The sequence below is a fragment of the Burkholderia stagnalis genome, assembly GCF_902830275.1.
Lineage (GTDB): Bacteria > Pseudomonadota > Gammaproteobacteria > Burkholderiales > Burkholderiaceae > Burkholderia > Burkholderia stagnalis.
Window position 1 is genome coordinate 53,488 of record NZ_CADESW010000002.1, and the last position, 15,922, is coordinate 69,409.

At 71.4% G+C, this 15,922-nt stretch carries 15 protein-coding genes; 6 read left to right on the plus strand and 9 right to left on the minus strand.

All coding sequences use genetic code 11. The features are described 5' to 3' along the window. The first annotated feature begins 22 nt into the window (after nucleotides 1–22). The 6 genes from HWY45_RS04030 to HWY45_RS04055 all read left to right on the plus strand — a co-directional run bounded on the left by HWY45_RS04030 (nucleotide 23) and on the right by HWY45_RS04055 (nucleotide 6,033). Nucleotides 23–1,057 carry a glycosyltransferase family 4 protein gene (locus HWY45_RS04030; protein WP_059566273.1) on the plus strand — a complete coding sequence of 345 codons (1,035 nt, stop codon included), beginning with the start codon at nucleotides 23–25 and terminating at the stop codon, nucleotides 1,055–1,057. After that, a complete protein-coding gene (locus HWY45_RS04035) occupies nucleotides 1,054–1,599 on the plus strand; it encodes a diacylglycerol kinase (RefSeq protein WP_059566274.1) in 546 nt (181 codons plus the stop codon). Before HWY45_RS04030 ends, HWY45_RS04035 begins: the two co-directional genes overlap by 4 nt. 195 nt (nucleotides 1,600–1,794) lie before the next feature. Beyond that, on the plus strand, nucleotides 1,795–2,538 hold the full coding sequence (locus HWY45_RS04040; RefSeq protein WP_059801984.1) for a TetR/AcrR family transcriptional regulator: 744 nt from the start codon (nucleotides 1,795–1,797) through the stop codon (nucleotides 2,536–2,538). Beyond that, nucleotides 2,535–3,116 carry an LOG family protein gene (locus HWY45_RS04045; protein ID WP_059801982.1) on the plus strand — a complete coding sequence of 194 codons (582 nt, stop codon included), beginning with the start codon at nucleotides 2,535–2,537 and terminating at the stop codon, nucleotides 3,114–3,116. The genes HWY45_RS04040 and HWY45_RS04045 overlap by 4 nt, the downstream gene beginning before the upstream one ends. A 40-nt stretch (nucleotides 3,117–3,156) precedes the next feature. After that, nucleotides 3,157–3,918, plus strand: coding sequence for an SDR family oxidoreductase (locus HWY45_RS04050; RefSeq protein ID WP_059801980.1), 762 nt, complete (start codon nucleotides 3,157–3,159; stop codon nucleotides 3,916–3,918). Nucleotides 3,919–4,140: 222 nt separating this feature from the next. Then, nucleotides 4,141–6,033 (plus strand): ArnT family glycosyltransferase, encoded by a 1,893-nt coding sequence (locus HWY45_RS04055; protein ID WP_059883908.1) that lies wholly within the window; start codon nucleotides 4,141–4,143, stop codon nucleotides 6,031–6,033. 94 nt (nucleotides 6,034–6,127) lie between these two features. Here the strand turns inward: HWY45_RS04055 and HWY45_RS04060 are convergent, their stop codons facing one another. The 9 genes from HWY45_RS04060 to HWY45_RS04100 form a co-directional block, all read right to left on the minus strand. Beyond that, the gene (locus tag HWY45_RS04060) at nucleotides 6,128–6,745 is read right to left on the minus strand and encodes a DUF924 family protein (protein ID WP_059801975.1); all 618 of its coding nucleotides are present in this window, start codon (nucleotides 6,743–6,745) and stop codon (nucleotides 6,128–6,130) included. Continuing rightward, nucleotides 6,742–7,473, minus strand: coding sequence for an alanyl-tRNA editing protein (locus HWY45_RS04065; protein WP_059883909.1), 732 nt, complete (start codon nucleotides 7,471–7,473; stop codon nucleotides 6,742–6,744). The genes HWY45_RS04060 and HWY45_RS04065 overlap by 4 nt, the downstream gene beginning before the upstream one ends. Before the next feature lie 101 nt (nucleotides 7,474–7,574). Continuing rightward, nucleotides 7,575–7,985, minus strand: a complete 411-nt coding sequence (locus HWY45_RS04070; RefSeq protein WP_017331548.1) for a group II truncated hemoglobin — start codon at nucleotides 7,983–7,985, stop codon at nucleotides 7,575–7,577. A gap of 41 nt (nucleotides 7,986–8,026) precedes the next feature. After that, nucleotides 8,027–10,624 (minus strand): ABC transporter permease, encoded by a 2,598-nt coding sequence (locus HWY45_RS04075; protein ID WP_059883910.1) that lies wholly within the window; start codon nucleotides 10,622–10,624, stop codon nucleotides 8,027–8,029. Beyond that, nucleotides 10,621–11,235 carry a DUF4126 domain-containing protein gene (locus HWY45_RS04080; protein WP_059802021.1) on the minus strand — a complete coding sequence of 205 codons (615 nt, stop codon included), beginning with the start codon at nucleotides 11,233–11,235 and terminating at the stop codon, nucleotides 10,621–10,623. Before HWY45_RS04080 ends, HWY45_RS04075 begins: the two co-directional genes overlap by 4 nt. Nucleotides 11,236–11,429: 194 nt before the next feature. Continuing rightward, the gene (gene sugE, locus HWY45_RS04085; RefSeq protein ID WP_059884020.1) at nucleotides 11,430–11,750 is read right to left on the minus strand and encodes a quaternary ammonium compound efflux SMR transporter SugE; all 321 of its coding nucleotides are present in this window, start codon (nucleotides 11,748–11,750) and stop codon (nucleotides 11,430–11,432) included. 108 nt (nucleotides 11,751–11,858) lie between these two features. After that, nucleotides 11,859–12,140, minus strand: coding sequence for a putative hemolysin (locus HWY45_RS04090; RefSeq protein ID WP_059566282.1), 282 nt, complete (start codon nucleotides 12,138–12,140; stop codon nucleotides 11,859–11,861). Nucleotides 12,141–12,244: 104 nt separating this feature from the next. After that, nucleotides 12,245–12,943, minus strand: coding sequence for a two-component system response regulator KdpE (gene kdpE, locus HWY45_RS04095; protein WP_059566283.1), 699 nt, complete (start codon nucleotides 12,941–12,943; stop codon nucleotides 12,245–12,247). Further along, a complete protein-coding gene (locus tag HWY45_RS04100) occupies nucleotides 12,936–15,776 on the minus strand; it encodes a DUF4118 domain-containing protein (protein WP_059883911.1) in 2,841 nt (946 codons plus the stop codon). Before HWY45_RS04100 ends, kdpE begins: the two co-directional genes overlap by 8 nt. Nucleotides 15,777–15,922 lie beyond the last annotated feature (146 nt).

Sequence of the window (15,922 nt, forward strand, 5' to 3'; positions counted from 1 at the left end):
CTCTTACAGGACACATGCCGCGATGAAGATCATGATCGTCACCGACGCGTGGGAACCGCAGGTCAACGGCGTCGTGCGCACGCTGAAGAGCACGTCCCGCGAACTCACCGCGCTCGGCCACCGCGTCGAGCTGCTGACGCCGCTCGAGTTCCGCACGGTGCCCTGCCCGACCTACCCGGAAATCCGCCTGTCGATCCTGCCGTACCGCAAGCTGCGCGCAAGGATCGACGCGTTCGCGCCCGACGCGCTGCACATCGCGACCGAAGGCCCGCTCGGCCTCGCCGCGCGCCGCTATGCGCGCGCGCGCAAGCTGCCGTTCACGACCGCGTATCACACGCGCTTCCCCGAATACGTGCAGGCGCGCTTCGGCATTCCGCTCACCGCGACCTATCGCTTCCTGCGCTGGTTCCACGGCCCGTCGCGCGCGGTGATGGCGCCCACGCCGGTCGTGCGGGACGACCTCGAGAAATTCGGCTTCACGAACGTCGTGCTGTGGACACGCGGCGTGGATCTCGATATCTTCCGGCCCATGGAATCCAAGGTCCTCAACACCGTCCGGCCGATCTTCCTGTACGTCGGGCGGGTCGCGATCGAGAAGAACGTCGAGGCGTTCCTGCGGCTCGACCTGCCCGGCTCGAAGTGGGTCGCGGGCGAAGGCCCGGCACTCGCGGAGCTGAAGTCGCGCTACCCGGAAGCGAATTATCTCGGCGTGCTGTCGCAGGCCGAGCTCGCGAAGGTGTACGCGGCCGCCGACGTGTTCGTGTTCCCGAGCCGCACCGACACCTTCGGGCTCGTGCTGCTCGAGGCGCTCGCGTGCGGCACGCCGGTCGCCGCGTATCCGGTCACCGGCCCGATCGACGTGCTCGGCGACGGCAGCGCAGGCGCGATGCACGAGGACCTTCAGGAAGCCTGCCTCGAAGCGCTGAAGATCGAGCGCGCGACCGCCCGCGAATGGGCGGAGCGCTTCTCGTGGCGCGCCGCGTCCGAGCAGTTCGCGTCGCATCTGCAGCCGCTACCGAGGGACGCCTACACGACCGCCGAAGGTGCCGCCGTTTGAAAAGAGACCCGCACGACCACGCTCCCCCACCCTCCGCCCGAGCCCATCGGCACCGGCCGTTCGACGAGGACGAGCCGGCGGGCGCCGACACGCCCGCCGATGCGCAGGCGCACGAACCGCTCGGCACCGACGATCCGCTCGCGCCGCTGCCGCCGAACCCGTACAAGGGCAACCGCGGCCTCACGCGCGCGTGGTACGCGCTCAAGCATTCGCTGAACGGCTTCCGGGTCGCGATCCGCGAGGAGAGCGCGTTCCGCCAGGAACTGACGCTCGCCGCGCTGTTGCTGCCGATCGGCGCGTTTGCGCCGGTGCCGGCCGCATCGCGCGCGCTGCTGATCGCGTCGGTGCTGCTGGTGCTGATCGTCGAGCTGCTGAACTCGAGCCTCGAGGCCGCGATCGACCGCATCTCGCTCGAGCGCCACGAGCTGTCGAAACGCGCGAAGGATCTCGGCAGCGCGGCCGTCACGGTCGCGCTGTTCGCGTGCGTGACGACCTGGGGCTTCGTGCTCGGCCCGGTCGTCGCGGGCTGGCTCGGCTTCTAGCCACACGGCGCGTCGCGATGCCGCGTGCCGCGGCGCAACATCGCGGGGCAGACCCTCCGGATCACGAAATGCACCGGGCCGGCGTCACCGCGGTTTATAATCGTCCGCCAGACTTATAACAGCAACCCGCGCCGGACGAATCACGCAGCATCGATTGCAGCGCCTGCCAGTCCGGCACACACAGGGCCGGACGACATGGAAGCGAAACCTCCCCGCCGCACCCGAGAACGGATTCTCGAGCTGTCGTTGAAACTCTTCAACGAGATCGGCGAACCGAACGTCACCACCACGACGATCGCCGAGGAAATGGAAATCAGCCCAGGCAACCTGTACTACCATTTCCGCAATAAAGACGACATCATCAACAGCATCTTCGCGCAGTTCGAGCAGGCGATCGAAAAGCGCCTGCGCTTTCCCGAAGATCACCGTCCGACGATCGACGAAACATGGTCGTACCTGCAGTACATGGCCGACTTCATGTGGACGTACCGCTTCCTCTATCGCGACCTGAACGACCTGCTCGCGCGCAACCGTACGCTCGAGACGCACTTCAAGCAGATCATCAGCCACAAGGTGCGCTTCGCGCGCGAGATGTGCGAACTGCTCGTATCCGATGCCGAGATGGTCGCGACGCCCGCCGAGATCGCGGTCATCGCCACCAACATGGCCGTGATCTCGACCTACTGGCTGTCGTACCAGTACGTGATGCACCCGCGCAAGTACAACGACCAGGACGCGATCCGCGAGGAGCTGCACCAGGTCAGCATGCACGTGATCTCCGTGATGGCGCCGTACCTGCGCGGCCGCTCGCGGCAACTGTTCGACGATCTCGTGTCCGGCAAGCTGCCCAAGCGCGAATTCGCCGACTACCTGCCGCCGCGCGACGGATCGACGCGTGCCGCCGCTGCGCTGGCCGCCGCAAAGGACGCGAAGCAATGAAGGCAGTCTGCGTTTATTGCGGGTCGTCGCCCGGCGTACGGCCGGTGTATGCCGACGCCGCGCGCGCCTTTGGCCGCGCGCTCGTCGAGGCGGGCCTCACGCTCGTCTACGGCGGCGGCCGCGTCGGGCTGATGGGCACGATCGCCGATGAAGTGATGGCGGCCGGCGGCCGCGCGGTCGGCGTGATTCCCGAGCTGCTCGTCGACAAGGAAGTCGGCCACACGGGCCTGTCGGAGCTGCATGTCGTGCCCGACATGCACCACCGCAAGAAGATGATGGCCGACCTCGCCGACGCGTTCGTCGCGATGCCCGGCGGCGCCGGCACGCTCGAGGAATTCTTCGAGGTCTACACGTGGGCGCAGCTCGGCTACCACCGCAAGCCCGTCGCGCTCTACAACATCGATTCGTTCTACGATCCGCTGATCACGCTGCTCCAGCATACGGTCGACGAGGGCTTCATGCGCCCCGCGTACTTCGACGCGCTGTGCATCGATGCCGACCCGGCCGCGCTGATCGAGCGGCTGCGCCGCTACCAGCCGCCCGCGCGCGACAAGTGGGCACCCGACGAAACGGAATGACCCGCGGCACGGCCCGCGGAACGACCGGAAACCCCGCACGATGACCGCACCGTCCGAACGCAAAGTCGTCCTCATCACCGGCGCGAGCCGCGGCATCGGCCGCGCGAGCGCCGTGCTCGCGGCCGCACGCGGCTGGGATGTCGGCATCAACTACGCGCGCGACGCGGCCGCGGCCGAGGTGACCGCCGCCGCCGTGCGCGATGCCGGCGGCCGCGCGTGCGTCGTGGCGGGCGACGTGTCGAGCGAAGCGGACGTCGTCGCGATGTTCGACACGGTCGCCGCCGCGTTCGGCCGGCTCGACGCGCTCGTCAACAACGCGGGTATCGTCGCGCCATCCCTACCGCTCGCCGACATGCCGGTCGACCGGCTGCGGCGGGTGTTCGACATCAACGTGCTCGGCGCGTACCTGTGCGCGCGCGAGGCCGCGCGCCGGCTGTCGACCGATCGCGGCGGCCGCGGCGGCGCGATCGTCAACGTGTCGTCGATCGCGTCGCGGCTCGGCTCGCCGAACGAATACGTCGACTATGCGGGCTCGAAGGGCGCGGTCGATTCGCTGACGATCGGCCTCGCGAAGGAACTGGGCCCGCACGGCGTGCGGGTGAACGCCGTGCGGCCGGGCCTGATCGAGACCGACATCCACGCAAGCGGCGGCCAGCCGGGACGGGCCGCCCGGCTCGGCGCGCAGACCCCGATCGGCCGGGCGGGCGACGCGCAGGAAGTCGCCGAGGCGATCGTCTGGCTGCTCGGCGATGCCGCGTCGTACACGACGGGCGCCCTGCTCGACGTCGGCGGCGGCCGGTAACCCGCCCGCGCGGCGCGCGGCTGTTGCATTTTCGCGACACCACCCAAACGCGCCACAAATCTCCACACTGCGTCCACATTTTTCGTAAACGACCGTAACAAATTCGTGATCTACTAGCGGCCGTGCAGACAGTCGGCGCCGCCGGCTGTCCGTTGCCGCCCGCGTGCGGCGCCTATCGGCCGGGCCCATGTCGCCCGGCCGGCCCGAACAGAGATCTTTTCCATGCAGGGAACCGCAGCGCCCCGCCGGCGACGCACGTCCGCGTCCGCCCCGGCCCAGCACGTCCATCCGTCCGGCGACACCGAGCGCTCCCCCGCCCTTCAGGCCAGCGGCGCACCCGCCGCGACCGGCGCCGGCACCCGCGCGCCCGCACGGGGCAGGGTTGCCCGGACCGGCTGGCGCGCGTGGCTGCTGGTCGCCGCCGTGTTCTGCGCGTACCTGCTGCCCGGCGTGCTCGGCCACGATCCGTGGAAACAGGACGAAACCTATACGTTCGGCATCATCCAGCACATGCTCGAAACCGGCGACTGGGTCGTACCGACCAACGCCGGCGCGCCGTTCATGGAAAAGCCGCCGCTCTATGCGTGGGTCGCGACGAGCCTCGCGTGGCTGCTGCAGCGGGTGATGCCGCTGCACGACGCGGCCCGGCTCGCGAGCGCGCTGTTCGCGGCGCTCGGTTTCGCGTTCACCGCGCGCGCGGCACGCGTCGCGAGCGGCGCGGCCAGCTGGTTCGATGCGCGCGTCATCGGGCCCGTCGCGCTGTGCGCGAGCACCCTCGTGGTGGTCAAGCACGTGCACGACATGATGACCGACGTCGCGCTGTTCGCCGGCGCGGCGATCGCGTTCTGCGGCCTGCTCGAACTCGTCATCCAGCACCTCGAGCGCGCTCGGCGTGCGCAGCTCGGCCTGCCGGACCAGCCGCAGCACCGCCTCGCCGCGCCGATGTTCGGCGCCGGCGTCGGCATCGCGCTGATGACGAAGGGTCTGTTCGTGCCGCTCGTGTTCGCGGCCACGCTCGTCGCCGTGCTGGTGCTCTACCCCGCGTGCCGCACCCGTGCGTTCGCGCGCTCGCTCGGCATCGCCGCGCTCGTGTTCGCGCCGTTCGCGATCATCTGGCCGACCGCGCTGTTCCTGCGCTCGGAGACGCTGTTCCTCGCGTGGTTCTGGGACAACAACGTCGGCCGCTTCTTCGGCTTCTCGGTGCCGCAGCTCGGCGCCGAAAACGACAAGCCGCTGTTCATCCTGCGCGCGTTCCTGACGGTCGGATTCCCGGTCGTGCCGCTCGCGATCGTCGCGCTCGCGCGCGGCGCATGGCGCGACTGGCGCACGCCGCGCGTCGCGCTGCCGGTCGTGTTCGCCACGGTCGGGCTGACGGTGCTGCAGGTATCCGCGACGTCGCGCCAGCTCTACATCCTGCCGTTCATCGCGCCGCTCGCGCTGGTCGCCGCGCAGGCGATCTGCCGCCTGCCGCGCGCGCTGCACGTCGGCTGGGATTACCTGGCCCGCGCGCTGTTCGGCAGCGTCGCGGTGCTCGCGTGGGCGATCTGGTCGGTGATGGCCGATCCGGCCGCGTCGCGCGCGCGCCTCGCGCCGCTCGGCCGCTGGCTGCCGCTCGACTGGACGATGCCGCTCGAGCCGGGCCTCGTGCTCGGCGCGCTCGCGCTGACGATCGGCTGGCTGTGGCTGCTGCCGACGCTGCGCACGACGGGCCGCTGGCGCGGCGCGCTGTCGTGGGCCGCGGGCGCGATCGTCGCGTGGGGCCTCGTCTACACGCTGCTGCTGCCGTGGCTCGACGTCGCGAAGAGCTACCGCTCGGTGTACGAGGACCTGAACGCGCATCTCGCGGCGGAGTGGAACGCGGGCGACTGCATGGCGAGCCTGCCCGGCTTCGGCGAATCGGAAGCGCCGATGCTGTACTACTTCTCGCGCATCCTGCATGAACCCGTCGAAGAGCCGCAGCAGACGCGCTGCACGTGGATGATCGTCCAGGGCGTGCGCTCCGTCGAGCAGTCGCCGGGCGCCGAATGGAAGCTGTTCTGGTCGGGCGCCCGCCCGGGCGACGACGGCGAGATGCTGCGCGTCTACGTGCGTACGCCCGAGCAGCACTTGCAGTAACCGACAGCGGCATGGCGCGCCGTCGGCCGACGCGCGCGCCCCGCCCGCCCCTGCCTTGCGCCGGCCGGAACGGCCGACACACGCTTCCCGACGCTCAGAACGACGAACCCGGCTCGCGCAGGAACGCGGCCTCGTCGTCGGTCGACACGCGCCCGAGAATCGCGTTCCGGTGCGGGAACCGGCCGAAGCGCTCGATCACGGCCGCGTGCCGCAGCGCGAAATCGTGATACCCGGCGCACCCCGCCTCCGCCCGGATGCCTTCGCAAAGACGCACGGCCTCGCGCTGGCTGTCCGGCGACTCGTCGTGCTCGAACGGCAAATATGCAAAGACGCGGTGATGGCCGCTCGGCAGCAGCGCATCCCCGCCCGACGCGACGAGGTCACGGGCGACCGCGAGCGCCTTCGGATCGGCGGCGAACGCGCGCGGCGTGCCGCGATGGATGTTGCGCGAGAACTGGTCGAGCACGACGATCAGCGCGAGCGCGCCCTGCGCGGAGCTCGCCCAGTGGTCGCAGCCGCCGTCGCACGCCGCATCGAGCAGCGCGCTGTAGCGCTCGCGCAGCTGCGCATCGAGCGCCGCGCCGCCGTTGAACCACATCTTGCGCGCGTGGCCGAACTCGGCCGAGCCGGGCGCACCGAACCAGAATTCCAGCACGTCGCGGGCGCGCGGATCGAGCGCCGTACGATCGTTGTCGGGGGGATTCACCGTCATGCAAGCTCCAGGACGACGCGCCGCGTGCGCGCGCTTTTCTTCTCAAGTTTCGCGACCCGCAGGCCGCCGATTTCCGACGTGTTGCGCACGTGCGTGCCGCCGCACGGCTGCAGGTCGACGCCGTCGATCCGCAGCAGCCGCACGCGGCCGAGGCCCATCGGCGGCTTCACGCTCATCGTGCGCACGAGCTCGGGCCGCTCGGCCATCTCGTCGTCGGTGATCCATTCGGTCGTGACGGGGTGCGCGCCGGCGATCAGCGCCGCGAGCCGCCGCTCGACGTCGTCGCGGTCGATCGGCTCGGCCGTCGCGAAATCCAGCCGCACGTAATCGGCCGTCACGCTGCAGCCGTCGACCGGATACGGCAGCACCGCGCACATCAGGTGCGCCGCCGTATGCAGGCGCATGTGCCGGTAGCGGCGCGTCCAGTCGATCTCGGCAAGCACGCGCGCGCCGGGCGCGAGCGCCGCGAGCCCGGCCTCCTGCCCCGGCGCCGGCAGGTGCGCCGCGTCGTCGGGCGTCGCGCCGTCGAACTTCGCCTTGCGGGTATCGGCGATCGCGATCGCCGTGCCGTCCGGCAGCGTCAGCGCGCCGCAGTCGCCGGCCTGGCCGCCGCCGAGCGGATAGAACACCGTGCGGTCGAGCCGGATGCCGTCGTCGCCGACCGCAGTGACGACCGCTTCACAACGGATCAGGTAGGCGTCGTCCCGAAACAGCGCATGGGTTGTCATGAGCAGGCCTCGTCGTGATGGGGATCGATCAGTGTCGCGCGATGCGCCGCACCGGCCCAGACGCACTTCGGCGCGCATCCGGGCGGCGGCGTACCGGCCGATCAACCGGGCCGGTTGCGCATCCAGTCGGCGGTGTCGTAGAACGAGTGCATCAGCCGCTCGCGCAGCGGCTCCGGCAGGCCGACGTCCTCCATCGCCCACGCCATGCAGCGCAGCCACTGGTCGCGCTCGACCGACGCGATCGGGAACGGCAGGTGCCGCGCGCGCAGGCGCGGATGGCCGAAGCGGTCGATATAGTGATCGGGCCCGCCGAGCCAGCCGCACAGAAACCAGAACAGCTTGTCGCGCGAACCGTCGAGCGAGGCCGGGTGCAGCGCGCGGATCTGCGCGAATTCCGGCTCGAGGTCCATCAGGTCGTAGAAGCGGTCCACCATCTCGCGCACGCGGGCTTCGCCGCCCACGAGCTCGAACGCCGTCGGCTGGGACGGCGCGTCGTCATTCACATCGGTCATACGGATAATCGGGAATCAGGATATTCAGGGCCGGGCGACGCTCACGCGTCGCGCAGCGACTGCAGCGCGGGGCGCCGCAGCACATTATGCAGGCTGAGCCAGCCGGCCGCACCCGCGCATGCGACGCCGGCCGCGATGCCGGCCGGCACGAGCCACGGGTCGACCGCCAGCTTGAAATCGAACACGCGCGCCGCGAGCACCCAGCCGACCGCGATCGCGCCCGCCGCCGCGAGCCCGCCGGCCAGCACGCCCACCACGAGGAATTCGGCGCGCTGCACCGCGCCCACCTGTGCGCGCGACGCGCCGAGCGCGCGCAGCAGCGCGGCCTCCCGCACGCGCTCGTCGCGCGACCCGGCGAGCGCCGTGTACAGCACCAGCACGCCGGCCGCGAGCGTGAACGCGAACAGGAACTGCACCGCGCCGATCACCTGCACCATCATCCGCTGCAGTTGCGCGAGGATCGGCGCGACGTCGATCGCGGTCAGGTTCGGATAGCGCGCGATCAGCGGATCGAGCAGCGCCGCGCGCTCGGCCGGCAGGTGGAAGCTCGTCAGGTAGATCGCGGGGAAATCCTTCAGCGCCGCGGGCGGCATCAGCACGAAGAAGTTGACGCGGAACGTGCCCCAGTCGAGCTTGCGCACGCTCGTGACCGGCGCCTCCACCGACAGGCCCGTCACGTCGAAACGCAGCACGTCGCCGGGCTTCACGTTCAGCAACTGCGCCAGGCCCGATTCGATCGAGATCTGCGGCGCGCTCGCCGTGCCGAACCAGTCGCCGGCCGTGATCCGGTTGTCGGGCGGCAGCTCGGTCGTATAGGACAGGTTGAACTCGCGATCGACCAGCCGTCGCGCGTCGTCGTTCTGGTACGCGTCCGGATTCACCGGCTTGCCGTTGATCGCGACGAGGCGGCCGCGCACCATCGGCGCGGGCACCGCGTCGCGCACGCCGTGCGCGGCGAGATACGCGGCGACGTCCGCGCGCTGGTCCGGCTGGATGTCGATCAGGAACTGGTTCGGCGCGTCGGGCGGCGTCGACTGCCGCCAGCCGGCAACGAGATCGTTGCGGGTGATCGCGATCAGCAGCAGGCACATCAGGCCGAGCGCGAGCGCGGTGATCTGCAGCGCGCTCGCGGTGCCGCGCCGGTGCAGCGACGCGAGCGCGTAGCGCCAGCCGAGGCCCGCCGCGACCCGCCCGTTGCGCACCGCGCGCGCCGCCGCGAACAGCGCGAGCCGGGCGATCAGCGCGAAACCGAGCAGCGCGCCCGCGAAGCCGCCCGCAACGATCAGCCCGAGTCTCAGGTTGCCCGCGGCCGCGACCAGCAGCCCCGCGAACAGCACGATGCCGCCCGCGTACGCGGCCCACGCGATGCGCGCCGCGTCGCCCCACTCGCGCCGCAGCACGCGCACCGGCGGCACGCGCGTGAGCGGCGCGAGCGGCGGCAGCGCGAAGCCGAGCAGCAGCACCAGCGCCGCGCCGACGCCGATGGCGGCCGGCCACAGCGTCGGCGGCGGCAGCGCGACCTCGATCAGGCTGCCGAGCGCCGCGAGCAGCACCCAGTGGCCGGCGTAGCCGAGCGCCGCGCCCGCCACGCCGCCCGCCATGCCGATCCCGATGAATTCGAGCGCGAACAGCGCGCCGAGCGTGCGGCGGCTGACACCGAGGCAGCGCATCGTCGCGCAGCCGTCGAGATGGCGCCGCATGTAGCGCTGCGCGGCCATCGCGATCGCGACCGCCGCGAGCAGCGCAGTCAGCAGCGCGACCAGCGTGAGGAAATGACGCGCGCGGTCGAGCGTCTGCCGCACCTGCGGCTGGCCCTCCTGCAGCGATTCGAGGCCGACGCCGCGCAGCTTGCCGCCGTCGACGCGCGCGTGCGCATACGCCTCGAACCGCGCGACCGCCGGCTCGCTGCCGGCCACCAGCAGCCGGTACGTGACGCGGCTGCCGTAGCCGGTCAGCCCGGTCGCCGCCAGCTCGTCGGCGCGCATCATCAGCCGCGGCGAGAAATTGACGAACGAGAAGCCGCGATCGAGCTCGCGCACGATCGACGCCGCGACCGTGAACGTGCGCAGCCCGACGCGCACGGTGTCACCGGCCTTCAGGTGCAATGCATCGAGCAGCGCCGGATCGGCCCAGACCGTGCCGGGCGCCGGAATCGCCGTCGCCTTGACGGCGTGCGCCCCGCCCGCCGGCGCGATCTCGACCGCGCCGCGCAGCGGATAGCCCGGCGACACGGCCTTCACGGCCGCGAGCCGCGCGGGCGGCGCATCGCCGGTCGCCTCGCCGGCGGTCGAGCCGATCATGCTGGGAAAGATGGCCGTGGTCGCGGTGCGCAGCCCGAGCGCGCGGGCCTCGCGGTCGAAGGACGCATCGACGGGGCGATCGCCGCGCACGACGAAATCGGCGCCGAGCATCTGGCGCGCGTCGCGCTCGAGCCCCTGGCGCAGCCGGTCGGCGAGAAAGCCGACGCTCGTCAGCGCCGCGACGGCCAGCACCAGCGCGAGCACGAGCAGCGTCAGCTCGCCCGCGCGCCAGTCGCGCCCGGTCATGCGCACGGCCTGCCGGACGAGGTCACGCCAGCCGAAGCGCCCGGCGTGCGCCGGGCCGCCGGCGCCGGGCCGCGCCACGGTCGGCGCCGTCAATCCCGCTTCCCGGCCGAGTTGAGCCGCGACACCATGTGGTTCGCCATCCCGCGGAAGCCGCCCGACACGCCGCGCCACAAGCGCGGCAGCGCCCACGCCGAGCATGCGATGAAGGCCGCCAGCAGCAGCAGGAACAGCACCGGCACGAAGAACGCGAGCGCGAGCCCGCCGAACACGAGGCCGTCCTCGGTCGACGATGCGATCCAGTTCGAGATCGGCTCGGGAGACAGGTTGATGAGCGCGCGCGTGCCGGCCTTCGTCACGTGCGCGGCGCCCGCGAGCGAGCCGCCCGCGAGGCCGGCGACCGCGAGCACGGTCGGATCGGCATGGCCGAGCGCGCCGGCGGCGAGCACGGCGCCGGCGGGAATGCGGATGAAGGTCTGCACGGCATCCCACAGCGAATCGAAGGCGGGAATCTTGTCGGCAAGGAACTCGGCGATCGCCAGCACGGCCGCGGCGCCGATCACCCACGGCGACGTGAGGATGGCGAGCGTGTCGGGCAGATGGAGCCAGCCGGCGCGCGCCAGCACGCCGGCGATCAGCACCGTCAGGTACAGTCGCAGGCCGCTCGCCCACGCCAGCCCCGCGCCGAGCGAAATGGCTTCGATCATGGCCCTCTCCTTGCACTTTCCGTGCGCTTGCCGATCGATCAGGATGGCCTGCCGCGCGGCGCGTGGCGGCCGGCGGCGCATGCCGTGTCGCGCGCGGCGCGACGGCATTCAGGCTCGAATGCGTTCCATTATAGACAGGCTCGCCGCGCGTCCGGCGCAAATCCGTCTGCGGAGAACCCCGATGCGGAGAACCCTCAGGCGGCCGACGACAGCTTGAGCCCGACCAGCCCCGCGACGATCAGCGACGCGCTGGCGATGCGGGCGACGGTCAGCGCCTCGCCCATCATCACGATGCCGAACACGAACGCGCCCACCGCGCCGATGCCGGTCCAGACCGCGTACGCGGTGCCGAGCGGCAGCTGGCGCATCGCGATCGCCAGCAGCCCGAAGCTGGCCAGCGCCGTCACGATCGTGAACACCGACGGCCAGAGCCGGGTGAACCCGTCCGACGATTTGAGGCCGGCCGCCCAGGCCACTTCCAGCAAACCGGCAATCAGCAACCATACCCACGCCATCCCGAACGACTCCATGGATCAGATGGGGCCGTCCCCGTTGAATCGAATGACCCGGGGCCGTCCCCGGGCCGGGCGAGTATAGCAAGGGGCCGCGGGCCCGCCGCGCGCTCACTTCGACACGCGTTTGGGCGCGGCCGTGCCGACGCAGCGATCGTCGCGGTACAGCGCCCATTCCTCGCACACGCGGCCGTCCTTGAACACGCACATGCCGACGTCGCCGCCCGGCGTGTTGCGCAGCACGTGGCGTCCGCCGAGCTTCGCGCAGTTCACCGACGCGGGGTTGGCCATCGCCGTCTTCGGCGACGGCTGCTGCCCGGGCGGCAGCGGTTGGGCGCACACGCCGGACGCGGCGAGCGCCAGTACACCGGAGAGAGCCAGACGGACAAGCATCGCATCCTCCTCGTTCGGTTCGCGGAACGGCCAGCATAGCGGGGAATTCGCGACAGGTGTCGACGATCGGGGGACGGTTCGCGCTCCCCCGCCCGGCGCGGCGCTCAGGCCGCGCCGACCAGCCGGTAGCCGACGCCCGTCTCGGTGACGATGTACTCGGGCTGCGCCGGATCGCGCTCGAGCTTCTGGCGCAGGTGCGCCATGTAGATGCGCAGGTAGTGATGGCTCTCGACGTGCGACGGCCCCCACACGTCGCGCAGCAGCTGGCGGTGCGTCAGCACGCGGCCCGCGTGGCGCACGAGCGTCGCGAGCAGCCGGTATTCGAGCGGCGTCAGGTGCACGATCTCGCCGTCGCGCCACACCTGGCGCATCGCGAGATCGACGGTCACGGTGCCGAAGCTCACCTTCGGCGACTCGCTCGCGCCGCCCAGGTTGCGCCGTCGCAGTTGCGCGCGGATCCGCGCGCGCAGCTCGGACACGCCGAACGGCTTGGTCAGGTAGTCGTCCGCGCCGGCATCGAGCGCGGCGACCTTCTCGTCCTCCTGCGTGCGCGCGGACAGCACGATCACGGGCACCTCGGACCAGCCGCGCAGCTCGCGGATCACGTCGAGGCCGTCGGTGTCCGGCAGGCCGAGATCGACGATCACGAGATCGGGCTTGCGGGTCGCCGCGTCGATCAGCCCCTGCTTGCCGGTCTCGGCCTCGAACACGGCGATGTCCTCGTCCTCGAGCGCGGCGCGCACGAAACGGCGGATCTGTTTTTCGTCCTCGATCAGGACGACGGTCAGGCTCGGTTCACTCATGGTCTTGCGGTGGCTCGGATGATGACGGCGCGTGCAGCGCCTCGGCTTCGTCGTCGGATGCGGCGGGCGCCGCGGGCGGCGTCTCGACCGGCAGCGTGAACCAGAAACGCGCGCCCGTCACGCGGCCGTCGGGCGCGGTGCGGTTGAGCGCGCCGATTCTACCGCCGTGCGCCTCGACGATCGCGCGGCAGATCGCGAGCCCGAGGCCGATGCCGGGCGTCGCCGATTCCTTCTCGCCGCGCGTGAACTTGTCGAAGATGCGGGTCTGCATGCCGGGCGGCAGGCCGGGGCCGTGATCGTCGACGTGCACGCGCACGAACGGTTGCCCGTCCTCGGTCACGCGTTCCGCGCCGATCTCGATCGGCGTATCGGGCGGCGTGTATTTCGCGGCGTTCTCGAACAGGTTGGTGAACAGGCGCTCCATCAGCACCGCGTCCATCTGCAGCAGCGGCAGGTCGAGCGGCAGCGCGACGCGCGCCGGATGGCGCGCGAGCACGCGCTTGCACGCGGCGAGCGCCGCGCCGACGGTTTCCTCGAGCAGCGACCACTGGCGCTTCAGCTGCAGGCTGCCGGCCTGCAGCCGCGCCATGTCGAGCAGGTTGGTGACGATGCCCGTCATCCGCAGCGCCTCGTCGTGGATCGCCTCGACGAGCTCGTCCTCGCGCGGCCCGTGCCGCGGGGCCGCCGCGTCGCCGTGCAGCGCGGCCGCGCGCGCGTTCGCGAGCATCGACGAGAAGCCGACGATCGTCGTGAGCGGCGTGCGCAGGTCGTGCGAGATCGCCGACAGCAGCGAGTTGCGCAGCCGCTCCGACTCCATGCTGACCAGCGCGTCGCGCGCGATCTCGACGTAATGCACGCGCTCGAGCGCCAGCGCGATCTGCGCGGCGAACGCGTCGAGCATCCGCTGCTGCTCGGGCACTTCGAGCTCGCGCGGCTCCCGCGACGCGACCGCCAGCACGCCGCGCGTGCGCATCGGCGCCTTCAGCGGCAGGTACAGCGCGGCCGTCGCCGGCAGCGTGTCGGTGCCGTGGCCGGCCGGCTTCTGCTGGTCGTACACCCACTGGCCGACGTCGCTGTCGAGATCGGTGCCCGTCAGCGTGACGGCCGCGTCGGGCTCCTCGATCTTCTGCTGCACCTTGTCCGCGCTGTCCGGCAGCAGGATCGCGACGCGCGCGCGGAACACCTCGCTCACGTGCCGGCTGCCGATCTCGACGATCTGCTCGGTGGTCAGCGCCGCGCCGAGCTCGCGCGCCATCGCGTAGATCGCGCCCGTGCGGCGCTCGCGCCGCTGCGCGACGTCCGCCGCGCGGGTCAGGCTCGACGTCAGGTGGCTGATCACGAGCGACGTCAGCAGCATCCCGAAGAACGTCAGCAGGTACTGCGTATCGCTGACCGAGAACGACATGCGCGGCGGCACGAAGAAGAAGTCGAACGCGGCCACCGACAGGAACGACTGCACGACGCCCGGCCCGCGCCCGAGGCGCACCGCCGAGAACACGACGCCGAGCAGGTACAGCATCACCAGGTTGGTCAGGTCGAGCCGGTCGTGCACCGCGCTCGCGATCACCGTGATCGCCGCGCAGATCGCGGCCGCATACAGGTAATGCCGCGGCGGCGACCGGTGGCCGCCGAGATGCGCGAACGCGTCGCGCCAGTCGCGCGCACGCGCGTCGAGCGGCGCGGCGCGCACCTCGTCGCTCGCGGACGCGCGAATCAGCATCAGGTCGACGTCGCCCGCGCGTTCGGCCAGCTTCTCGCCGAACGGCCGCGCGAACCAGCGCGCGAGCCCGGCCTTCTGCGAACCGCCCGCGACGACCTTCGACACGTTGCGCACCTTCGCATAGCCGATCAGCGCGGCCACCGCATCGCTGCCGGCGAGCGTGGCCGTCTCGGCGCCGAGCTCGGCGGCGAGCTTCAGCGCGTCGAGCGTGCGCACGCGCTGCGCGTCGGGCAGGCGCTGCAGCCGCGGCGTCTCGACGTACACGGCGATCCAGTCGGCCTTCAGGCTCGCGGCGAGCCGCGCGGCCGCGCGCACCAGCGTGGGCGCCTCCGGCCCCGGCCCGACGCATACCAGCAGCCGCTCGCGCGCCTGCCAGATGCGCTGGATCGAGCGGTCGGCGCGGTATTCGCGCATCTGCGCGTCGACGCGGTCGGCGGTGCGCCGCAGCGCCAGCTCGCGCAGCGCGATCAGGTTGCCCTTGCGGAAGAAGTTGCGCACCGCGCGCTCGGCCTGCTGCGCGAGGTAGACCTTGCCGTCGCGCATCCGCTCGAGCAGTTCCTCGGCCGGCAGGTCGACGAGCGTCACCTCGTCGGCCGCGTCGAACACGCGGTCGGGCACCGTCTCCCACACGCGGATGCCGGTGATCGCGCCGACCACGTCGTTCAGGCTGTCGAGGTGCTGCACGTTGACGGTCGTATAGACGTCGATGCCCGCATCGAGCAGTTCGTAGACGTCCTGCCAGCGCTTCAGGTGGCGCGCGCCCTGCACGTTCGAGTGCGCGAGCTCGTCGACGAGGATCAGCCCCGGCGCGCGCGCGAGCGCGGCGTCGAGATCGAACTCGGCGAGCGTGCGGCCGCGGTAGTCGATCCGCGCGAGCGGCAGCACCTCGAGGCCGTCGAGCAGCGCGGCGGTCTCGCCGCGGCCGTGGGTCTCGACGATGCCGACGACGACGTCGACGCCGTCCTGCCTGCGCTGGCGCGCGGCCTGCAGCATCGCGTAGGTCTTGCCGACGCCGGCGGAGGCGCCGAAGAAGATCTTGAGCTGGCCGCGCCGCTGCTTTTCTTCGTCACGCTGCAGCTTGTCGAGGAGTTGGTCGGGATCGGGACGGTTCATGCGTCAAAAGGAAGGCAAAACGCGTGGTACGGCGCGTGTACGAGCATTGTTGATCCAAATCGCCACAAAAGGCAAAGACGGCGCAAGCGCCGTCGGGCAAACGCGCGTACGGCGCGAAGCGCGCCGCGCCGCGCCGTACGCGGGAA